The sequence below is a fragment of the Sphingomonas sp. genome, assembly GCF_041661885.1.
Taxonomy (GTDB): Bacteria; Pseudomonadota; Alphaproteobacteria; order Sphingomonadales; family Sphingomonadaceae; genus Sphingomonas.
This window is the reverse complement of the sequence record NZ_JBAZTL010000007.1, coordinates 236,770-255,427: the sequence shown is the minus strand read 5'-3', so window position 1 is coordinate 255,427 and position 18,658 is coordinate 236,770. Positions and strand designations below refer to the sequence as shown.

General features: G+C 64.1%; 22 protein-coding genes and 1 tRNA gene. 10 read left to right on the top strand and 13 right to left on the bottom strand.

Translation table 11 applies throughout. The annotated features are described in order from the left end of the window. Nucleotides 1–66: 66 nt before the first annotated feature. From mazG to WC704_RS14915, 10 genes are all read right to left on the bottom strand, one after another. Nucleotides 67–819, bottom strand: a complete 753-nt coding sequence (gene mazG, locus WC704_RS14960; RefSeq protein ID WP_372891245.1) for a nucleoside triphosphate pyrophosphohydrolase — start codon at nucleotides 817–819, stop codon at nucleotides 67–69. A 76-nt stretch (nucleotides 820–895) separates the two neighbouring features. Continuing rightward, nucleotides 896–1,102 (bottom strand): hypothetical protein, encoded by a 207-nt coding sequence (locus WC704_RS14955; protein WP_372891243.1) that lies wholly within the window; start codon nucleotides 1,100–1,102, stop codon nucleotides 896–898. Beyond that, nucleotides 1,099–1,863 (bottom strand): MBL fold metallo-hydrolase, encoded by a 765-nt coding sequence (locus WC704_RS14950; RefSeq protein WP_372891241.1) that lies wholly within the window; start codon nucleotides 1,861–1,863, stop codon nucleotides 1,099–1,101. The genes WC704_RS14955 and WC704_RS14950 overlap by 4 nt, the downstream gene beginning before the upstream one ends. Next, the gene (locus tag WC704_RS14945) at nucleotides 1,860–2,636 is read right to left on the bottom strand and encodes a TatD family hydrolase (protein ID WP_372891239.1); all 777 of its coding nucleotides are present in this window, start codon (nucleotides 2,634–2,636) and stop codon (nucleotides 1,860–1,862) included. Before WC704_RS14945 ends, WC704_RS14950 begins: the two co-directional genes overlap by 4 nt. Beyond that, complete coding sequence (gene metG, locus WC704_RS14940; protein ID WP_372891237.1) at nucleotides 2,636–4,174, bottom strand: methionine--tRNA ligase; 1,539 nt, start codon at nucleotides 4,172–4,174, stop codon at nucleotides 2,636–2,638. Before metG ends, WC704_RS14945 begins: the two co-directional genes overlap by 1 nt. Nucleotides 4,175–4,225: 51 nt before the next feature. Beyond that, nucleotides 4,226–5,203, bottom strand: a complete 978-nt coding sequence (locus WC704_RS14935) for an AAA family ATPase (RefSeq protein ID WP_372891235.1) — start codon at nucleotides 5,201–5,203, stop codon at nucleotides 4,226–4,228. Continuing rightward, nucleotides 5,200–5,832 carry a dTMP kinase gene (gene tmk, locus WC704_RS14930; protein ID WP_372891233.1) on the bottom strand — a complete coding sequence of 211 codons (633 nt, stop codon included), beginning with the start codon at nucleotides 5,830–5,832 and terminating at the stop codon, nucleotides 5,200–5,202. The genes WC704_RS14935 and tmk overlap by 4 nt, the downstream gene beginning before the upstream one ends. 4 nt (nucleotides 5,833–5,836) lie before the next feature. After that, a complete protein-coding gene (locus tag WC704_RS14925; RefSeq protein WP_372891231.1) occupies nucleotides 5,837–7,009 on the bottom strand; it encodes a D-alanyl-D-alanine carboxypeptidase family protein in 1,173 nt (390 codons plus the stop codon). A 35-nt stretch (nucleotides 7,010–7,044) separates the two neighbouring features. Next, entirely contained in the window at nucleotides 7,045–7,893 is an 849-nt protein-coding gene (locus WC704_RS14920) for an SPOR domain-containing protein (protein WP_372891229.1), read from the bottom strand. Continuing rightward, nucleotides 7,877–8,923 (bottom strand): lytic transglycosylase domain-containing protein, encoded by a 1,047-nt coding sequence (locus WC704_RS14915; RefSeq protein WP_372891226.1) that lies wholly within the window; start codon nucleotides 8,921–8,923, stop codon nucleotides 7,877–7,879. Before WC704_RS14915 ends, WC704_RS14920 begins: the two co-directional genes overlap by 17 nt. 153 nt (nucleotides 8,924–9,076) lie before the next feature. Between WC704_RS14915 and WC704_RS14910 the strand changes: the two genes are divergently transcribed. The 3 genes from WC704_RS14910 (at nucleotide 9,077) to WC704_RS14900 (ending at nucleotide 10,734) form a co-directional block, all read left to right on the top strand. After that, nucleotides 9,077–9,166 (top strand) — tRNA-Ser (locus WC704_RS14910). 147 nt (nucleotides 9,167–9,313) lie between these two features. Beyond that, nucleotides 9,314–10,288: an SPFH domain-containing protein gene (locus WC704_RS14905; RefSeq protein WP_372891224.1), complete on the top strand. Its 975-nt coding sequence runs from the start codon at nucleotides 9,314–9,316 to the stop codon at nucleotides 10,286–10,288. Further along, entirely contained in the window at nucleotides 10,285–10,734 is a 450-nt protein-coding gene (locus WC704_RS14900; protein WP_372891222.1) for an NfeD family protein, read from the top strand. The genes WC704_RS14905 and WC704_RS14900 overlap by 4 nt, the downstream gene beginning before the upstream one ends. 14 nt (nucleotides 10,735–10,748) lie before the next feature. Here the strand turns inward: WC704_RS14900 and WC704_RS14895 are convergent, their stop codons facing one another. From WC704_RS14895 to WC704_RS14885, 3 genes are read right to left on the bottom strand one after another with little or no spacing between them, the layout of a single operon-like run. Next, a complete protein-coding gene (locus WC704_RS14895) occupies nucleotides 10,749–11,078 on the bottom strand; it encodes a hypothetical protein (protein ID WP_372891220.1) in 330 nt (109 codons plus the stop codon). Between the two features lie 38 nt (nucleotides 11,079–11,116). Then, on the bottom strand, nucleotides 11,117–11,572 hold the full coding sequence (locus tag WC704_RS14890; protein WP_372891218.1) for a hypothetical protein: 456 nt from the start codon (nucleotides 11,570–11,572) through the stop codon (nucleotides 11,117–11,119). A 48-nt stretch (nucleotides 11,573–11,620) separates the two neighbouring features. Next, the gene (locus WC704_RS14885; RefSeq protein WP_372891216.1) at nucleotides 11,621–13,228 is read right to left on the bottom strand and encodes a phosphoenolpyruvate carboxykinase; all 1,608 of its coding nucleotides are present in this window, start codon (nucleotides 13,226–13,228) and stop codon (nucleotides 11,621–11,623) included. A 180-nt stretch (nucleotides 13,229–13,408) separates the two neighbouring features. Here WC704_RS14885 and WC704_RS14880 point away from each other — a divergent pair, with 180 nt between their 5' ends. The 7 genes from WC704_RS14880 (at nucleotide 13,409) to WC704_RS14850 (ending at nucleotide 18,656) form a co-directional block, all read left to right on the top strand. Beyond that, nucleotides 13,409–14,116: a response regulator gene (locus WC704_RS14880; RefSeq protein WP_372891214.1), complete on the top strand. Its 708-nt coding sequence runs from the start codon at nucleotides 13,409–13,411 to the stop codon at nucleotides 14,114–14,116. Beyond that, nucleotides 14,085–15,689, top strand: coding sequence for a stimulus-sensing domain-containing protein (locus WC704_RS14875; RefSeq protein WP_372891212.1), 1,605 nt, complete (start codon nucleotides 14,085–14,087; stop codon nucleotides 15,687–15,689). Before WC704_RS14880 ends, WC704_RS14875 begins: the two co-directional genes overlap by 32 nt. Further along, a complete protein-coding gene (locus WC704_RS14870) occupies nucleotides 15,686–16,111 on the top strand; it encodes an HPr kinase/phosphorylase (RefSeq protein ID WP_372891210.1) in 426 nt (141 codons plus the stop codon). Before WC704_RS14875 ends, WC704_RS14870 begins: the two co-directional genes overlap by 4 nt. Then, nucleotides 16,111–17,049 carry an RNase adapter RapZ gene (gene rapZ, locus WC704_RS14865; RefSeq protein WP_372891208.1) on the top strand — a complete coding sequence of 313 codons (939 nt, stop codon included), beginning with the start codon at nucleotides 16,111–16,113 and terminating at the stop codon, nucleotides 17,047–17,049. Before WC704_RS14870 ends, rapZ begins: the two co-directional genes overlap by 1 nt. A gap of 13 nt (nucleotides 17,050–17,062) precedes the next feature. Continuing rightward, nucleotides 17,063–17,470 (top strand): PTS sugar transporter subunit IIA, encoded by a 408-nt coding sequence (locus WC704_RS14860; protein ID WP_372891300.1) that lies wholly within the window; start codon nucleotides 17,063–17,065, stop codon nucleotides 17,468–17,470. Then, on the top strand, nucleotides 17,470–17,742 hold the full coding sequence (locus WC704_RS14855) for an HPr family phosphocarrier protein (RefSeq protein ID WP_372891206.1): 273 nt from the start codon (nucleotides 17,470–17,472) through the stop codon (nucleotides 17,740–17,742). Before WC704_RS14860 ends, WC704_RS14855 begins: the two co-directional genes overlap by 1 nt. 110 nt (nucleotides 17,743–17,852) lie before the next feature. Beyond that, a complete protein-coding gene (locus tag WC704_RS14850) occupies nucleotides 17,853–18,656 on the top strand; it encodes a TrmH family RNA methyltransferase (RefSeq protein WP_372891204.1) in 804 nt (267 codons plus the stop codon). Nucleotides 18,657–18,658: the final 2 nt, after the last annotated feature.

Below are 18,658 nucleotides of genomic sequence, written 5' to 3'. Positions count from 1 at the left end.
AAGCGGAGAAGGGAGCTTTCCACCGATTATTGCGGACCAACCGGCATTTTTTGGCCACAGTTATTCCTAGCGCGTTGGCTTGATCGCTTGCCACAAGGCTTCCTTGTCGGAGAGCGATAGGCCGGGGAAATCGCTCCCTGCTATGGCTTCCATCGCCTTGAAACGGCGTTCGAACTTGGCATTGGCGCCACGCAGCGCCGTCTCGGGGTCGACGCCCAGCTTGCGCGCCCAATTGACGACGGAGAAGAGCAGGTCGCCGACCTCGTCCTCGGTTTCGGCAGGCGTGCGGGCGGCCTCGATTTCGGCGATTTCCTCGTCGATCTTGGCACGCGGCCCTGTGGCGTCGGGCCAGTCGAACCCCACGCGCGCCGCGCGGTTTTGCAACTTCTCGGCGCGAAGCAGGGCAGGTAGCCCCAATGCAACTCCGTCGAGCGCGCCAGCTTGCGTATCCGCATTACCCTTGGCGGCGCGCTCTTCGGCCTTGATCTGTTCCCACAGATGATGGCCACCGTCCGTGACATCGCCAAAGATATGCGGATGGCGACGCTCCATCTTGTCGCTGATTGCCGCCACCACATCGGGCAGTGCGAAGTGACCGGCTTCCTCGGCCATGCGCGCGTGAAACACGACCTGCAGCAGGAGATCGCCGAGTTCGTCCTTGAGCTCGACCATGTCACCGCGCGTGATCGCGTCGGCGACTTCATAGGCTTCCTCGATCGTATAGGGCGCGATGCTGGCGAAATCCTGCGCGACATCCCATTCGCAGCCGGTGTGCGGGTCGCGGAGCCGCGCCATGATCGAAACGAGCCGCTCGATCATGAAAAGGGCCCGTCCAGCGCACACGCACAAGTATCGGAGAATCCGATAATATACATTATGTTAAATTTAAGCCAGTTCACCCGAACAATCCCCCCAGCGCCGAACCAGTCCCGAAAGCGCCCTGCCACAGCACAACCAACACGAACAGGATGCCGAAAATCGCCACCCAGGCGAGCGCCATCTTGATCGTCTCGCCCAGCGGCAACCGGCGTGCGGCCAACGCGCTGACCGGCAGGATCAGCATCAGCGCATAATAGATCACGTCCATGCTGTTGTCGGTCATACGTGCAACTCCAGCCCGTCATATCCCGGCTCGACACCCGGCGGCAGCTCGCTCAGCAAAGTGGCATAGTCCATCGACTGATCCATGTGCGCCAGCACGGCATGACGCGGTCGCAGCATGTCGATCCAGCCAAGCGCGGTCTTCAGATCGGGGTGTGACGGATGTGGCTTGCGGCGCAGCGCATCGACGATCCACAGGTCGAGCCCCTCATATAATTTCGCCATATCGGGCGTCATCGCGCTGAGATCGGTCGCATATCCGATCGACCCGGCAATGTTCTCAAAGCGCAATCCGGCCGATTGGAATGGCCCATGCGGCTGATCGACCACGCCGACCGTGATATCGCCGACAACGATGCTGTCGGGCAGTTCCTCGATCGCAACCGTCGGTGGATAATCGTCCCAACCGTGGAAGACGTAGCTGAAGCGCCGTTTCAACGTCGCCATCAAATCGGGCCGCGCCAGCCCGCGCACCGGCCGCCCCATTGCGTGAAACACCTGGCGTAAATCGTCGATGCCGTGCGTGTGGTCGGCATGGTCGTGCGTCCAGATCACCGCATCGAGCGTCGATACATCCGCCGCCAGCAACTGTTCGCGCATGTCGGGGCCAGTATCGACCAGAATGCGCGTCGTCTGCGTCTCGACCAGGATCGATGCGCGCATCCGGCGATTACGCGGGTTGGTCGGGTCGCACGCGCCCCAGTCATTGCCGATCCGCGGCACGCCGGTCGATGTGCCCGATCCCAGGATCCGCACCTTCATGCGCGGGTCTTGGTAAACAGTGCGTGAAAGTTCTCCGCCGTCGCCGCCGCCAGCGTTTCCAGCGGCTCGCCGCGCAGCTTCGCCAGGAACGCGGCGGTATCGGCAACGAAGGCCGGTTCGCCCGTCTTCCCGCGATGCGGCACCGGTGCCAGGAACGGCGCATCGGTTTCGATCAGCAGGCGATCGAGCGGCAGCCGCGCGGCGGTTTCCTGCAGATCCCTGGCGTTCTTGAAGGTCACGATGCCCGAGATCGAAATGTAGAAGCCAAGCTCCAGCGCGATATCGGCAAACGCCCCGCTCGCGGTGAAACAGTGGATGACGCCGGGATAGGCCCCCTCCTCCATTTCCTCGCGCAGGATCGCGGCGGTATCGTCCTCGGCGTCGCGCGTGTGCACCACGATCGGCAAGTGCGCTTCGCGCGCAGCCGCAATGTGCGCGCGAAAGCTCGCGCGCTGGCGCTCACGGTCGCTATGTTCGTAGAAATAATCGAGCCCGCTTTCGCCAATGCCAACCACGCGTGGGTGCTGCGCGCGTTCGACCAGGCGGGCGGTGCCGATATCGGGATGCTGGTCGGCTTCGTTGGGATGGATGCCGACGGTGGCCCAGACATCGGGCTCGCGCTCGGCGGTGGCGAGCACTGCGTCCCATTCGCTCTCGCGCGTCGCGATGTTGAGCATGGCGTGGACGCCGCGCGCGCGCGCGCGGGCGAGGATCACATCCTGCTGCTCGCCCAGCCCCTTATAATTGAGGTGGCAATGGCTGTCGGCGAACATCAGGCTTCGACCGGCGCTTCGAGCCGTGGGAACACCCCGACCGGTGCTGGCAGCGTCAGGCCGGGCGCGAGCGGGTGGCCCAGCGCTTCAAAACGGCGTGCATCGCCCTGCTGCCCCAGCAGATCGAGCAGTTTGTCCGCCCCATTGGGAATCGCCCAGCGCGCCAGAATCGCGATGCGCCGCACCGCATCGGCGGCATGATACAGGATCGTGTCGGCGCGCGCCGGATCGGTCTTGCGCACGCTCCACGGTGCCTGATCGGCGAAATATTGGTTGGCATCGCGCGCTGCCGACCAGATCGCGTCGAGGGCAGTGTGCAAGGCCAGATCGCCCATCGCATCATGCATCCCCGCCTCGGCGGCAGCGACGCTGGCGAGCAGCGCATCCTCGGCCTCGGTGCGCTCGCCCGCCGGGGGCACCACGCCCCCGCACGCCTTGGCGATGATCGACAGGCAGCGTTGCGCGAGATTGCCAAGATTGTTGGCAAGGTCGGCATTACAACGGGTTACGATTGCTTCTTCCGAATAACTCCCATCCTGCCCGAAGCTGACTTCGCGCAGCAGGAAATAGCGTAGCGCATCGACGCCAAAGCGATCGGCCAATTCCATCGGGTCGGTGACGTTGCCGACCGACTTGGACATCTTCTCGCCCCGATTGAGCAAAAAGCCGTGACCGAACACCGCGCGTGGCAGCGAAATGTTCGCACTCATCAGGAAGGCTGGCCAATAAACCGCATGAAAACGCACGATATCCTTGCCGATCACATGCAGATGCGCGGGCCAGAAGGTTTCGCACAGTTCGACATCGTCGGGATAGCCGACGCCGGTCAGATAATTGGTCAGCGCATCGACCCACACATACATCACATGGCCGGGGCTGCCCGGCACCGGAACGCCCCAGTCGAAACTGGTGCGCGATACCGAGAGGTCAGACAGGCCACCCTCGACGAAGCGCAAAATCTCATTGCGGCGCGCCTCGGGCAGGATGAAATCGGGCTGTGCGGCGTACAGGTCGAGCAAGGGCTGCTGATATTTGGAGAGCCGGAAGAACCACGTCTCCTCCGCCGTCCATTCGACCGGCGTGCCCTGTGGCGACAGCTTTGCACCGCCCTCGCCTTCGACCAGCTCCTTTTCGTCGTAAAAGGCTTCGTCGCGAACCGAATACCAGCCTTCATAACGATCGAGATACAGGTCGCCCGCCGCTTCCATCGCTTGCCAGATCGCCTGGCTGGCGCGGTAATGGTCGGCGTCGCTGGTGCGAATGAAGCGATCGCACGAAATCTCCAGTTTCCCGGCCATTTCCTTGAAATAGCCGCTCATTTCATCGGCCAGCGCGCGTGGGGTCAGGTCCCGCTTGCGCGCTTCCTGGACCATTTTCAGGCCATGTTCGTCGGTCCCCGTCTGGAAGCGGACTTCGCGGCCCAATTGGCGCTGATAACGCGCGATCGCATCGGTCGCGATCGCTTCATAGGCATGTCCAATATGCGGGCGTCCATTGGGGTAGCTGATTGCGGTGGTGATATAATAAGGGTCGGCCATGTCGGCCTCCTAGAGCATCGCCCGCCGCAATTGAAGCCTTGCCACAGGTTTTCAGCGCGCCAGCCGCGCGATGATCCCCGCCATTTCATACACCGTCGCCTGCGCATCGAGCGTCAGCGCGCGCGCAGTCGCGGCAAGCGTGCGCGCGGCGTCATAGCCGTCGAGCGCGATGCGCAGCCGTTCGCCGTGCCGTTCCGGGGCCACGCCCGCGATGAAGGCGGGTGCGCGGTCGAGGAACGCCTCATAGCGCGCCTGCGCGGCCTTCAGTGCCAGCGACTTGGCGAGGCGGACGCGGCGACCGTTGCTCGGGTCGCCATCGCGCGCGATCGCCGCCAGCGCTTGATCGATTGCCGCCAGGTCCAGCCCGGCGAAACCGAGCGCCCGACCGGGCGATCCGTGCGCAACGCGGATCAATGCCGCCACTTCCGCCGGGTCCGCCGAGGGAAGCTGTTCGTGCAGTACGGACGTCATGGTGGCATCGTCGAGCGGATCGAAGCGCAATTGGCGACAACGCGAGCGGATCGTCGGCAGCAAACGCCCCGGCGCGTGGCTAATCAGCAGGAAGATCGTGCCTTCCGGCGGTTCTTCCAGATTTTTGAGCAAGGCGTTGGAGGCCCCCGGCCGCTCCAGATCGTCGACCGCGTCGATGATGACGACCCGCCTGCTCGACATCGACGGGCGCGTCGCGAACATCGGCCCTAGCGCGCGGACCTGCGCAATCGGGATACTGCGCGCGAGATCAAGCCCGGTCTTGTCGCCCTCTTTGGGCTGGCGCGCCAGTACGCGGTAATCAGGGTGCGATCCGGCCGCGATCAGTTTGCGCTGCGCGTTGCTCTCGGGCACGTCGAAGCCCGGCGGCAATTCCGCCCCGGCGCCTTCGGCCAGCATCCGCAGCGCGGCGGCACGCGCGAAGGTCGCCTTGCCAATCCCTTCTGGCCCCGCGAACAACCACGCATGGTGCAGCGCCCCGCTCGCCATTGCGGCGGCAAAGGCCTGATGCGCGGCATCATTGCCGAGCGGGAGCGTCATGGCAGCAAATCGGAAACGGCGGCAAAGACCGCGTCTGCGACATCGTCTATCCCTGCCGTTGCTCCGACTAAACGGAAGCGCTGCGGTTCCTGCTTGGCAAACCGGCGAAAGGCGGCGGCGACATCGGCGTGAAACGTATCGCCCCGCGCTGCGAACCGATCCGCTGCCGCGCCATCGCGAACCGCCGCGCGTCTCCGCCCTTGCTCGGGCGACAGCTCCAGGACCAGTGTCCGATCGGGCAGCAACCCACGCGAACCGAAGGCGTGGAGCGCCAACACCGCGGCATCGTCGATCCCGCCAGCCACGCCTTGATAGGCGCGGCTGCTGTCGAGGAAACGGTCGCAAATCACCCAGCGTCCAGCCTCCAGCGCCGGACGGATTGTTTTTTCGACATGGTCGGCACGCGCTGCGGCGAACAGTAACGCCTCGCTATGCGCGCTCCACCGCGCCACCTCGCCCTGCATCAGCAAAGCGCGGATCGCCTCGGCCCCTTCGCTGCCGCCGGGTTCACGTGTCACCAGCGTTTCGATCCCACGCATCGCCAGCGCATCGGCGAGCAAGCGCGCCTGAGTCGATTTCCCCGCCCCCTCGCCACCTTCCAGCGAGATGAAGCGCCCGATGCCCGTCATCGGCTCAAGCGCCGAACAGGCTCATCAACCCGGCCCAGGCACGCCCGAAAAAGCCCGCCTCGGCCACGTCATTGGCGGCGACCAACGGCAGGCGCTCGGCTGGCATCCCCGGCGTTACCACCACCAGATCGGCGATATGCTGCCCGGCCTTGATCGGGGCCTTGATCGGGCCGTCATAGCTGACCGTAAGGCGCATTTCGCCCGCCGTGCCCGCAGGCACCGTCGCGGAAAGATCGCTCGGCGCGACCAGCCCGACCTTGTTGGAGGTGCCGAGCTGGACCTCGGCGGTCTCGATTTGCTTGCCCTTGGCGAGGATCGGCTTGGCCTGCCATGCGCGGAAGCCCCATTCCATGAACTTGACCGATTCCTCGGCGCGCTGACCCGACGTGCCAAGGCCCGCCAGCACCATCACCAGACGACGGCCATTTTGCTGTGCCGACCCGGTAAAGCCGTAGCCGGCCTCATCGGTATGCCCGGTTTTGAGCCCGTCCGCACCGCTGACGCGACCGAGCAACGGATCGCGATTGGCCTGGTCGATCGGCTTCTCGCCACCCAGCGTTTTGCCCCAGGTGAAGCTGCGCAGCGAATAGAAGCGCTTGTAGAGATCGGGATAATCCTGGATCGTCGCGCTCGCCAGCTTGGCGAGATCGCGCGCGGTCACATAGGTGACGCCATTGTCGGGCCAGCCATTGGCGGTGCCGAAATGGCTGTTGCTGAGGCCGAGCTTGGCCGCCGCGCGATTCATCCGCTCGGTAAAGGCCGATTCGGTGCCCGAAATCCCTTCCGCCAGCACGACGCAGGCATCATTGCCCGATAGCGTAACGATGCCCTTTAGCAGATCCTCGACGCTGACATTCTCGCCCGCAGACAGGAACATGGTCGAACCTTGCGAATGCCACGCGCGCCACGTTTCGGGCCGAACCGGGAATTTGGTATCGAGTTTCAACTCGCCCGACTTGACCATCTGAAACGCGACATAGACCGTCATCATTTTGGCCATCGATGCCGGTGGCATCCGCCGATCGGCGTCCTTCGAATACAGGATCGCGCCCGATGACAGGTCCTGCAGATACGCAACCGGGGCTGGCGTCTGGAACTCGGGCGCGGCGATGGCCGGGCAGGTCACGGCGACGGCGATGATGGCGGCGGCAGCGAACAGTTTTGGGCGGGAAAGCATGGGGTCCGGTCTCGTTCTTTTCATGCGATGGGGAATTAGTTGGTCTGGAAGATTTGCGCATCGTGATAGCCGCGCCTGGCGGCACCGTCACGCGCGCGCTGCGCACTGGCTTTGTCGGCAAACGGGCCCAATTGCACGCGGAAAAGCCGCCCAAGCGGAACAACACGCCCGCCCAGTTCCTTCGCCAGCTCTGCGGCACGATCCGCGGAGGACAAGGCCGCCACTTGCACGAGGAAACCGCCCGTTCGGGTTGCCACACGCGGCGGCGGCGCTGCGAGGCGTGGCTTGATAGGCGTCGTCGCCTTCGGAGGCTTCACCACGGGTGCCACAGAAACCGTTGGTCGCGCCGGCAATTTCCGGCGCAGTGCGACCAGCAGCGCTGGCGGCGCATCCAGCCGCGCCGATGCGACCCGCCCAGAGCGCAACGCCACCTGATCCTGCGGGCTCGCCACCACCGCACGCACCCGCACCGGCGCGCGATCACCAATGCCCAAAGCCTGCGCAACGCCTGGCGCCACCGACACCACGCCCCCTTCGGTGTCACGCGCAATCACCAGCGCGACGACGATCCGCCCGGTATCGAGCGCGGTGATTTCCACCGGCGTGCCCGGCGGGACGCTGGGGTGCGCCACCGCCATCGTCACCGCGCTCCAGCGCGGTTCGGGGGCGATTGTCAGAAACCCGGCATAGCCGACCGAATCGTCCTGCACTTCCCCCGACGTTCCGCGCGGCCCGTCGCCCGCCGGCAAATCACTGGCGGAGGCGATCGCGGGGGGCGACGACACTTCGTGGATTTTGGGCGCACCGCGGTGCTGCGCCAAGGCTGGTGCCGACGCTCCCAGCGCCAGCGCGACCGCAAGCCGCGTCCTATTGCGCGATGGCATCGGCGAGCAGTCCAACCGAAAGGGCATAGAAATTCGAGCAATTATAATCGAGGATCACACGGTAATTGCTGGTCAGCAGATACGCGGTGCGTCCGGGGCCATCGGGTTCGAGCAAGGTTGCCAGTACCGTGTCGCCTGGCCAGGCGCGAGTCTGCGGGGTCACGCCGAGCGCGCGCCACTCCGCCATCGTCTTCCACCCGCTATGGCGCGCAAACACCTTGAGACAGCGCGGCGAGAGCAAGCGGTTGGTAATCTGGCTGCGGTCGAAGGTGGACGGAACTGAAACCGCCATCCCCCACGGTTGCCCCGCCCGCCACCCGGCATTGGCGAAATAATTGCCGATCGACGCCAGCGTGTCGGCGCGGCTCGACCAGATATCCACGCGCCCGTCGCCATCACCATCGCGCGCAAGGCGCAAATAGACCGAAGGCAGGAATTGCGGTCCCCCCGTCGCCCCCGCCCAACTGCCGATCAATTGCGCACGCGACACGCCCCGATCCATCATTTGCAGCGCGGCGATGAATTCATCGGCAAACAAATCACGCCGCCGCCCTTCATAAGCGAGCGTGGCCAGCGCGCGTGGCAGATCGAACCCGCCCATCACCCGGCCATAGCTCGTTTCATGCCCCCAAATTGCGACCATGATCGATTCGGGCACGCCGATTTGTTGCTCGATCCGTTGCAGGCGCGGACGCTCGGCCTGATAGGCAATGCGCCCATTGTCGATCAGCGCAGACGTCAAATGCTGAGCGTAATAGGGCGCAAAATTGGGTATCGACGCATTCGGATTCGCCCCCGGCTGGGCGCGGTCGAGATCAATCACCCGCTGGTTGAGCGTCAACGTCGGAAAAACCGCGTCGAGCGTCGCCCGGCTGACCCCCTTTGCCGCCGCCTGCCCCCGCAACGACTGCAGATAGGTTTGAAACCCCGCTTCGTCCTGCGCGACCGCAACGCCGCCCGCGCCTACGCACATCGCGAGCGCGGCCAATACGGTGCCGATCCGGCACCAAAAAAATCTCCATCCCTGCATCGTGCAATCTTGGCACAGCGCCCAGCCGACATGAACCCCCAAAGGCCCGGCATCGACCAGAAACCTTGCACATTTCGTCCGGTCGCCGCTAAGCGGGGCGAACGCCTGCTGCGGTTACGGCGGGAATCGGTCGCAGCGCGGCCCAGTGAACGTGGAAGAGTGTCCGAGTGGTTTAAGGAACCGGTCTTGAAAACCGGCGAGGGTGCAAGCTCTCCGTGGGTTCGAATCCCACCTCTTCCGCCATTTTCTGGAATGTCGACAGTCGGGCAAGGATGCGACGTCAAGTCTTCGCCACTGTCATATTCCCCTACCCCACCGCAACCAATCTGCTAGAACATCGCCATGTCGCGCCCGCGTCCATGCGGCCGCTGGTTCGGGGATAATCGTCATATGGCACTCATCATCGCAGGGCTGCTCGTGGTCGTGGTGCTGCTCTACCTCATGCTCGGCATGAAGGTGGTGCGACAGGGCTATCAATATACGATCGAGCGCTTCGGCAAATTTATCGCGGTGGCGCAGCCCGGCCTCACCTTCATCGTGCCGCTGTTCGACCAAATTGGTCGCAAAGTGAATATGATGGAGCAGGTACTTGATATTCCAGGTCAGGAAATCATCACCAAGGACAATGCGATGGTCGCGGTCGACGGTGTCGTGTTTTTCCAGGTGCTCGATGCGGCCAAGGCGGCCTATGAGGTGAGCGACCTGTATCTCGCGATCATGCAGCTCGCGACGACCAATTTGCGCACCGTGATGGGCTCGATGGATCTCGACGAGACGCTGTCGAAGCGCGACGAGATCAACACGCGGCTGCTGATGGTGGTCGATCATGCGACCGAGAGCTGGGGCGTGAAGATCACGCGTGTCGAGTTGAAGGATATTCGTCCGCCCGCCGACATCGTCAACGCGATGACGCGCCAGATGAAGGCCGAACGCGAAAAGCGCGCGACGATCCTCGAATCCGAAGCCGCGCGGCAGAACGCGATCAACCGCGCCGAGGGTGCGAAACAGTCACAAATCCTCGAGGCCGAGGGGCGCCGCGAATCCGCCTTCCGCGACGCCGAAGCGCGCGAACGCGCCGCACAAGCCGAAGCAAGCGCGACCAAGGCGGTGTCCGACGCGATCGAAAGCGGCAGCGTTCAGGCGATCAACTATTTCATCGCGCAAAAATATGTCGAAGCGATCGGCAAATTCGCCACCTCGCCCAATGCGAAGACGATCCTGTTCCCTGTCGAAGCGACTCAGTTGATGGGGACGCTGGGCGGGATTGGCGAGCTGGCGCGCGAGGCGATTTCGGGGAGTCCGGCTACACCGCCCACCCCCGCTACGCCGCGTCCACGCGGACCGTTTGAGGACAAGCCACAATGATGCTGTTCGGCGTGGAATGGAGCGACGGCGCGCTGTGGTTTGCCGCGGCGTTGGCATTGGTCATTGCCGAGATGCTGGCGCCGGGCTTTTTCCTGATTTTTCTGGGTGCCGGTGCCGCCCTTGTCGGCGTGGTCGCGCTGATCGTGCCGGGCTTGCCGGTTATCGTGCAGGCGCTGGTGTTTGCGGCGGTGACCGGGGCGCTGGTGACGATCGGATGGCGTTGGTATCGCCGGTCGGACCGACCCTCGACCGATCCGCTCCTCAATGATCGCGCAGCGCGGCTGATCGGCAAGCGCGTGCCGGTGTGCGAGGCGATCGTCGATGGCGAAGGGCGCGTTACGGTTGGCGACGGTGCGTGGAGCGCAACCGGGCCGGATGCTGCGGTCGGCACGACGGTGCGGATCGTGGGTGCCGATGGCAGCGTCCTGCGAGTCGAGCCCGCCTGACGCTGCCCTTGGCTTTACTTTTTGCCGAAGAAGTTGGCGGCGAGCCCTTCGAGTTCGCCAAGCACACCCTTGCCAGCGGTGCCCAAGGGCCCATCCAAAAGCGTGGCGAATTGCGCAAGCGCGCCTTCACCGCCAATGTGTCCGACAATCTGTTGCAGGATGTCGGTGGGAAGGCCGGTGGTCTCCGCCGCCGTGGCAACGGTGTCGGTCGGTGCGGCATGAGCCTGGCCCAGCGCGGTGATCGCCGATTCGACCTGTTCCGGCGTCAGCCCGACCTTGGCCGCAAGGTTCTTTACATCGACATTTTCAGTGACTTGAGCGAGCAGTCCGTCGAGCAATCCCATGAGCGCATCCTTCCCAGGCTGTTCCGAGTGCGGCGAAGTTAGCATGGGCCCGGCAGCGAGGCGAGATCGGGCGGGACGAAACCGCGCCGCGCGGCCACCGAAAACAATCGATCGCGCGAATAAAAGCGTAGCGGCCAATCGCGCCGTCCCGCGGGCGATCCGAGCAGGGCGTTGACACACGCGACCAGCGGCTCGTCCGAAGGTCGCGCCGCCAGATGCGCCCGCACGCCGCTCAGATAGGCGCGGGTAATCGTTTCGTGATATCCTTGCGTGTCATCATTCACCCCGCCGACCGCGACGTTGTAGCTGCGGATGATAGCGGCAATCTCCAAATCGATCGCAATGTCGGGCCGATCGCGCACCAACCATGTGGTTGCGGCGAGATGCGCCTCATGCGTCCACTCGGCGCGCGGCAGGCTGTGGTCGAGCAGCCCCTGCCCCACACGGCGAATGGCGTCATCGTCGGGGAATGGGCGAAAGGGTAGTTCGGTCATCGGATCGGGCTTTCCGTTTGGGGGCGCCCGATCCGAAAGACCGGGCAATCAGGCTGGAGCGTGAATCTTGGGGGCCGATTGTCGGACCCCCTCATCGACATGATCGGCGAATTGCGCGAAGTTTTCCACGAACAGATCGACCAATTTTGCCGCCGTGGCGTCATAGGCGGTCTTATCGGCCCAGGTTGCGCGCGGATCGAGGATCGCACTGTCGACACCCGGCACCGCAACCGGCACCTTGAAGCCGAAATTCGGGTCGGTGCGGAACTCCACGCCGTTCAGGCTGCCATCGAGCGCCGCGTTGAGCAGGGCGCGCGTCGCCTTGATCGGCATACGGTTGCCAACACCGTATTTTCCGCCGGTCCAGCCGGTGTTGACCAGCCAGCAATCGACCCCGCCCCTGGCGATCCGTTCCTTCAGCAAATTGCCGTAGACCGAGGGATGCCGCGCCATGAACGGCGCGCCAAAGCAGGTCGAGAAGGTCGCATCGGGTTCGGTCACGCCAATTTCTGTCCCCGCCACGCGCGCGGTGTAGCCCGACAGGAAGTGATACATCGCCTGCTCGGGCGTCAGCTTGGCAATCGGCGGCAGGATGCCATAGGCGTCCGCCGTCAGCATCACGACATTGCGCGGCACCGGCCCCATATTGTGTTCCGACGCGTTGGGGATGAAATCGATCGGATAGGCGCCGCGGCTGTTTTCGGCCAGGCTGGCATCGTCGAGATCGAGCACGCGCGTCACCGGGTCCATCACCACGTTTTCGAGGATGGTGCCGAACCGCTTGGTGGTGGCGAAAATTTCGGGCTCGGCGTCGGCCGAGAGGCGAATCATCTTGGCGTAGCAGCCACCCTCAAAATTGAAGACGGCGGTGTCGGACCAGCCATGCTCGTCATCGCCGATCAGCGTGCGGCTGGCATCGGCGCTGAGCGTGGTCTTGCCGGTGCCGGACAGGCCGAAGAACACGGCAGTGTCGCCATCCTTGCCGATATTGGCCGAGCAATGCATCGGCATCACGCCCGTCGGCGGCAGCAAGTAGTTGAGCAGGCTGAACACCGATTTCTTCATCTCGCCGGCATATTTGGTGCCGCCGATCAGGATCAATTTGTCGGTGAAATTGACCGCGATGATCGTTTCGCTGCGGCAGCCGTGGCGTGCGGGATCGGCACGGAAGCTCGGCAAATCGATGATCGTGTAATCGGGCACGAAACCGCGCAGTTCCGACTCTTCGGGGCGCACCAGCATCGTCCGGATGAAGCTGTTATGCCACGCCAGTTCGTTAATCACGCGCACATTGACGCGGTGCTCGGGCTGCGAACCACCGAACAGGTCCTGGACGAACAAATCTTCCTTGTCCCGCAGGGCGGACAGAAAATCGGCCTTCAGGACAGCGAAATGCTCGGGCGACATCGCCTTGTTGCTTTTTCCCCACCATACGGTGCTCTCGGTCTCGGCATCACGGACGATGAACTTATCCTGCGCCGAGCGCCCGGTATGCGCGCCCGTTTCCACCACCAACGGCCCGTCCGCCGACAATTTCCCTTCGCCGCGCGCGATCGCGGACTGGATCAGGCGGGCGGTAACAAGGTTCCAGTGCAGATTGGCGCGGGTCTCGATGCCCTGGGCCTCAAGCCCTGCGGTCGGGGTACGGTCGCTCATTGTGTGGGGTCTCCTCATTGTCCCATGCGGGCCAATTGACCTCGCATCTTTATTATGTGCCGTATCGTGGCGCATATCGGGCCGCCATCGCGCGGTCAAACCTCTCGCGTTCAGCTTGCATTGAGGCCGGGCGTATAATCGATTAGGCATCATGCCAAAGGACAAGGACATCCCCCGCCGATGACGGCAACGATCGCGCTGGTTGATGACGACCGCAACATCCTCACCTCGGTTTCCATCGCTCTGCAGGCAGAGGGTTTCGTGACGCGCGTCTATTCGGATGGCGAGACGGCGCTGAAGGCGCTGATCGACAATCCCCCCGACATCGCGATCCTCGACATCAAGATGCCGCGGATGGACGGGCTCGAGCTGCTTCGCCGATTGCGCGAAAAAAGCACGCTGCCGGTGATCTTCCTCACCTCAAAGGATGACGAACTCGACGAGGCGTTGGGCCTGGCGATGGGGGCGGACGATTATATCGCAAAGCCCTTTTCGCAGCGGCTGCTGATTGCCCGGATTCGCGCAATTTTGCGGCGTGCGGAGGTGACGCAGGGCAACGGGGGCGATGGCGAAGCGACGCCCGAAACCTCGCTGGTGCGGGGTCGGTTGGCGATGGATACGGCGCGGCACCGCGTCACCTGGAATGGCGACACCGTCACGCTGACGGTCACGGAATTCCTGATCCTCGAAACGCTGGCGCAACGCCCCGGCATCGTCAAAACGCGCAATCAGTTAATGGATGCCGCCTATCATGACGACATTTACGTCGATGATCGCACCATCGACAGCCACATCAAACGCGTCCGCCGCAAGTTCCGGCAAGTCGATTCCGAATTCGACGCAATAGAGACGCTCTATGGAGCCGGCTATCGATTCTCTGAGGAATAAGGCCGCTTTCATTGGCCCGGCGAGCGAGGAGGAGGACGCCCGCGCGCTGTCGCTGCGCTGGTCGGCGCGCGTTTCCCTCACGCCGCGTATCCTGTTCGTCAACGTGTTCGCATTGGCGATGCTCGCGGGTGGATTTTTCTACCTCGATTCGTATCGCAGCCGCATCGTCGATGGGCGCGTCACGCAATCGATCCGCGAGGCGCGCCTGATCGCCGAAGCGGCTGTCGCCGTGCCGCCCGGCCAACGCGCCGATCTCGCGTTCAAACTGGCGCAGGACATGGGCGCGCGCGTGCGCATTTACGACAAGGATGCGAAGCTCGTCATCGATACGCGCGCGCTGGGGTTGCGCAATTTCGTGCTGCAGGACCCCGACAAGCAGGACTGGCAGCAAGCCGCCGCGCGGTTCCTTGACGCCATGATCGACACCGTGGTCGGAACCCCGCGCGCGCCCTTGTATCGTGAGCGCAGCAACGGGCTCGCCTGGCCCGATGTCCGCGCGGCGCGTGCCGAGCCTGCCGTCGCCGCGACGGTGTGGCGCGCGCCCGATCGCACCCCGGTGATTACCGCAGCTTCGGCTTTTCCGGGCGGAAATGTGGTGATGACCACGATCAACGCGCGCGACATTACCCAGACCGTCCGGGTTGAACGCTTTCGGCTCGGCGTGGTCTTGCTGATCGTGGCGATCGTGTCGGTGCTGCTGTCTTTGTTCCTCGCGCGCACCATCGTGCGACCGCTGCGACGGCTGGCCCGTGCCGCGGTCCGCGTGCGGCTTGGGCGTGCGCGCGAAGTGGTGGTGCCGCGCCTGCCGGAGCGGCGCGACGAAATCGGTATGCTGGCCCGGGCCTTGTCCGACATGAGCCTTGCACTGCGTGCGCGCATCGACGCGATCGAGGCTTTCGCCGCCGATGTAACGCATGAGATGAAGAACCCGCTCGCCTCATTGCGCTCGGCGGTCGAGGGTATGGCACTGGTCAAGGACCCCGAGCTTCAGGCACGATTGCTCGCGATCGTGCGCGATGATGTGCAGCGCCTCGATCGCTTGATTACCGACATTGCCGAGGCATCGCGTCTCGATGCGCAATTGAGCCGCGCCAAGTTCGAGCCCATCGATCTGGGCGCGATGATTTCGGCGCTCATCACCAGCCGCGAAGCGCGTGGGATCGAACGGGGTATTCGCCTGCGGTTCGATAACCAGGCATCCGAACCGCTGACCCTTCTTGGCGAGGGCGGGCGGTTGGAGCGCGTGCTGGAAAATCTGTTTGAAAACGCGGTGTCCTTTTCGCCCGAAGGCGGGGTCATCACCGTCACTGCGCAGCGTGAACATGATTTTTTGACGGTGGCGGTGGAGGATCAGGGGCCGGGCGTCCCGGAGAGCGCGCGCGAGCAGGTGTTCCGCCGATTCCAGTCGCTACGCCCGGCGGGGGAGGCATTTGGCAAGCATTCGGGGCTGGGCCTTGCGATCGCCCGCACGATCGTCGAGGCGCACCAAGGCACGATCGTCGTGGAAGGGCGCGCCGACGGCGCCGAGGGCGCGCGCCTGGTCGTGCGCCTGCCCGCGCGGAATATCACATGAAGCAATCGCGTCTTTATGCGACCTCGGTCGCGATCGGCGGGCGGGCGGTGTTGCTGATGGGGCCATCGGGATCGGGAAAATCCGATCTTGCCTTACGGCTGATCGATCGCGGAGCCGATCTGGTCAGCGACGATTACACCGTGCTGGAGGCGCGCGATGGAACGCTGTTCGCCACCGCGCCGGATACCATCGCCGGCAAGATCGAGGTGCGCGGGATCGGCATCATCGAGATGCCCAGGGTTCACGACATCGCAGTGGCGCTGGTTGTATGCCTTGATGGCGTGGTGGAACGTATGCCACTGCGCCCGAAGGCAATAACCGTTGCCGGGGTGGATTTGCCGGAAATCACGCTCAACGCTTTTGAGGAATCCGCCGCGATCAAGGTGGAATTGGCGCTTCATCGCGCTACAAAGGGATTATAATGCGCGATCCGAAGGACATCTTGCTCGTCACCGGCATGTCGGGCGCCGGGAAGTCGACCGTTTTGCGGACGCTTGAGGACCTCGGCTGGGAAGTCGTCGACAATTTACCGCTGCTGTTGCTCGACCGACTGCTTGGCGCGCCGCTGCCGGAGGGGGCAGAGCAATCGACGCAACCGCTCGCGCTTGGCATCGGCGCACGAACCCGCGATTTTGATCCGCAGCGCATCGTGCAACGCATCAAGCAACTGCGCGAGGTACATGGTCACGATATCGGCACGCTTTTCCTCGATTGCGCGGGCGGCGAACTCGAGCGGCGCTATTCGGAAACGCGGCGGCGGCACCCACTGGCGCTCGATCGCCCGGCGGCGGACGGTATCGCCCGCGAGCGTGAGTTGCTGGCGCCGATCCGGCGATGGGCCAATCGGCTGATCGACACCACCACCTTGTCCGCCAATGAGTTGGCGCAGCAGGTGCGCGCGACCTTTTCCGGCGAGGGACTGGGCGAGCCAACGCTTTCGGTGACATCGTTCGGTTTCGCCCGCGGTTTGCCGCGTAACGCCGATCTCGTGTTCGACATGCGGTTCCTGCGCAATCCGCATTGGGTCCCGCACCTGCGACCGGGCACCGGGCTGGACCCCGAAGTTGCCGCCTATGTTGCCGATGATCCAGCCTATGCCGCCGCGGTTGGGCAAATCGAGTCGCTGCTGCTGCTGTTGCTTCCGCGCTACAGGGCCGAAGGAAAATCCTATGTTACGATCGCATTTGGCTGCACCGGAGGGCGGCATCGCTCGGTGCATGTGACAGAGCGGGTAGCGGCCCGGTTGCGTGCGGAGGGATTTTCGCCCACGGTCGCCCATCGAGATCTTGACGCTGCGCCCCAGGACTCGCTCGAAGGCGCACCGGACGAGACGCAAAATAATGGGGCGCGTGTTGCATGAGCTGGGCGGAGCGATGATCGGGCTGGTTCTCGTGACTCATGGCCGATTGGCCGAGGAATTTGTAACCGCGATGGAGCATGTCGTGGGCAAGCAGGAGCGTGTCGCGACGGTCGCGATCGGTCCTGATGACGACATGGAGGCGCGGCGTAATGATATCGCTGCGGCTATCGCGCGCGTCGATGCGGGGCGCGGCGTGATTTTGCTGACCGATCTGTTCGGCGGCACGCCCTCCAACCTCGCAATTTCGCTGCTCGAACGCGGAAGGATCGAAGTGATCGCGGGTATCAATCTGCCGATGCTGATCCGGCTTGAGTCGGCGCGCAAGTCGATGAAGGTCGTTGATGCGGTTGCGGCAGCGCGCGAGGCCGGTCGCAAATATATTTCGGTTGCGTCCGAAGTTCTTGGCGAGGCAGCGGCCTGATGGCCGTCAGCCGCAGCGTCCTCATCACCAACAAGCGCGGGCTGCACGCGCGCGCAAGTGCGAAATTCGTAACGCTGGCGGCGGCGCAAGCGTGTGAATTGCAGGTCGAAAAGGATGGGGCCGGGTCGGTCACCGGCACCTCGATCATGGGCCTGATGATGCTTGGCGCGGCGATGGGCGACACGATCGTGATTTCGGCCGATGGCGACGATGCCGAGGCGGCGGTTAGCGCGCTGTGCGATCTGGTGGAAGCCAAGTTCGGCGAGGATTGACCGCCCCGGCGCAGCGCCTGCTTGCGGGCGGCGCTGGCGGAGGGCATGTGGCGGGACATGGACGTCGATACCCCCTGCTTTGATCCCTTCCGCGCGCCGGGGGGACTGTAATGCCGCGCGAAATCACCGCTTATTCCAACCCGCTCATCAAGCGCGTGCGGCTGCTGCGCGAGAAGCGACATCGCCGTGAGGAGGGGCTGTTCCTGGCGGAGGGCCTGCGCATCCTGACCGAGGCGCGCGAAGCCGGACGCATTCCCCAATATCTGTTCTTCGCCCGCGACAGCGCGGCGCATCCGCTGGTGCAGGCGCTGGTCGCCGATGTCGAGGCGGCGGGCGGCGAAGCGATCGAGACGGTGCCCGATATCCTCTCCAAACTGTCGGGCAAGGACAATCCGCAGGCAGTGGTCGGCGTCTTTCCGGAATTTGCGCGCGATCTGGCGAGCCTGGATCGCTCAAGCGCGCCGATTTGGCTGGTGGCCGAGCGACTGCGCGACCCCGGCAACCTTGGGACGATCCTGCGCACGGGCGACGCGGTTGGCGCGGGCGGCTTGATCCTGATCGGGGAGTGCGTCGATCCCTTCTCGGTCGAAGCGGTGCGGGCGAGCATGGGCGCGCTGTTCACCGTACCGGTCGTGCAATGCGAATGGGCGGAGTTCACGCAGTGGCTGCGCAGTGGACCGGGGCAATTGGTGGGACTGAGCCTCGACACCAACAGCGACTATCGCGCGGCCAGCTATACCGCCCCGACCTTCCTGCTGACCGGCAATGAGGCGCAAGGAATGCCCGACACTTATGCGGCGCAGTGCGATCTGTTGGTGAAGATCCCCATGCTGGGAAAGGCCGACAGCTTGAATGCGGCAGTCGCCACCGCAGTGATGGCCTATGAGGTGCTGGCGCAAAGCCGGGCTACGTGACC

Bases quoted from the DNA above. Each gene is read 5' to 3' on its own strand.
- mazG (WP_372891245.1), bottom strand. From the start codon at position 819: ATGATCGAGCGGCTCGTTTCGATCATGGCGCGGCTCCGCGACCCGCAC.
- WC704_RS14955 (WP_372891243.1), bottom strand. From the start codon at position 1,102: ATGACCGACAACAGCATGGACGTGATCTATTATGCGCTGATGCTGATC.
- WC704_RS14950 (WP_372891241.1), bottom strand. From the start codon at position 1,863: ATGAAGGTGCGGATCCTGGGATCGGGCACATCGACCGGCGTGCCGCGG.
- WC704_RS14945 (WP_372891239.1), bottom strand. From the start codon at position 2,636: ATGTTCGCCGACAGCCATTGCCACCTCAATTATAAGGGGCTGGGCGAG.
- metG (WP_372891237.1), bottom strand. From the start codon at position 4,174: ATGGCCGACCCTTATTATATCACCACCGCAATCAGCTACCCCAATGGA.
- WC704_RS14935 (WP_372891235.1), bottom strand. From the start codon at position 5,203: ATGACGCTCCCGCTCGGCAATGATGCCGCGCATCAGGCCTTTGCCGCC.
- tmk (WP_372891233.1), bottom strand. From the start codon at position 5,832: ATGACGGGCATCGGGCGCTTCATCTCGCTGGAAGGTGGCGAGGGGGCG.
- WC704_RS14925 (WP_372891231.1), bottom strand. From the start codon at position 7,009: ATGCTTTCCCGCCCAAAACTGTTCGCTGCCGCCGCCATCATCGCCGTC.
- WC704_RS14920 (WP_372891229.1), bottom strand. From the start codon at position 7,893: ATGCCATCGCGCAATAGGACGCGGCTTGCGGTCGCGCTGGCGCTGGGA.
- WC704_RS14915 (WP_372891226.1), bottom strand. From the start codon at position 8,923: ATGCAGGGATGGAGATTTTTTTGGTGCCGGATCGGCACCGTATTGGCC.
- WC704_RS14905 (WP_372891224.1), top strand. From the start codon at position 9,314: ATGGCACTCATCATCGCAGGGCTGCTCGTGGTCGTGGTGCTGCTCTAC.
- WC704_RS14900 (WP_372891222.1), top strand. From the start codon at position 10,285: ATGATGCTGTTCGGCGTGGAATGGAGCGACGGCGCGCTGTGGTTTGCC.
- WC704_RS14895 (WP_372891220.1), bottom strand. From the start codon at position 11,078: ATGGGATTGCTCGACGGACTGCTCGCTCAAGTCACTGAAAATGTCGAT.
- WC704_RS14890 (WP_372891218.1), bottom strand. From the start codon at position 11,572: ATGACCGAACTACCCTTTCGCCCATTCCCCGACGATGACGCCATTCGC.
- WC704_RS14885 (WP_372891216.1), bottom strand. From the start codon at position 13,228: ATGAGCGACCGTACCCCGACCGCAGGGCTTGAGGCCCAGGGCATCGAG.
- WC704_RS14880 (WP_372891214.1), top strand. From the start codon at position 13,409: ATGACGGCAACGATCGCGCTGGTTGATGACGACCGCAACATCCTCACC.
- WC704_RS14875 (WP_372891212.1), top strand. From the start codon at position 14,085: ATGGAGCCGGCTATCGATTCTCTGAGGAATAAGGCCGCTTTCATTGGC.
- WC704_RS14870 (WP_372891210.1), top strand. From the start codon at position 15,686: ATGAAGCAATCGCGTCTTTATGCGACCTCGGTCGCGATCGGCGGGCGG.
- rapZ (WP_372891208.1), top strand. From the start codon at position 16,111: ATGCGCGATCCGAAGGACATCTTGCTCGTCACCGGCATGTCGGGCGCC.
- WC704_RS14860 (WP_372891300.1), top strand. From the start codon at position 17,063: ATGATCGGGCTGGTTCTCGTGACTCATGGCCGATTGGCCGAGGAATTT.
- WC704_RS14855 (WP_372891206.1), top strand. From the start codon at position 17,470: ATGGCCGTCAGCCGCAGCGTCCTCATCACCAACAAGCGCGGGCTGCAC.
- WC704_RS14850 (WP_372891204.1), top strand. From the start codon at position 17,853: ATGCCGCGCGAAATCACCGCTTATTCCAACCCGCTCATCAAGCGCGTG.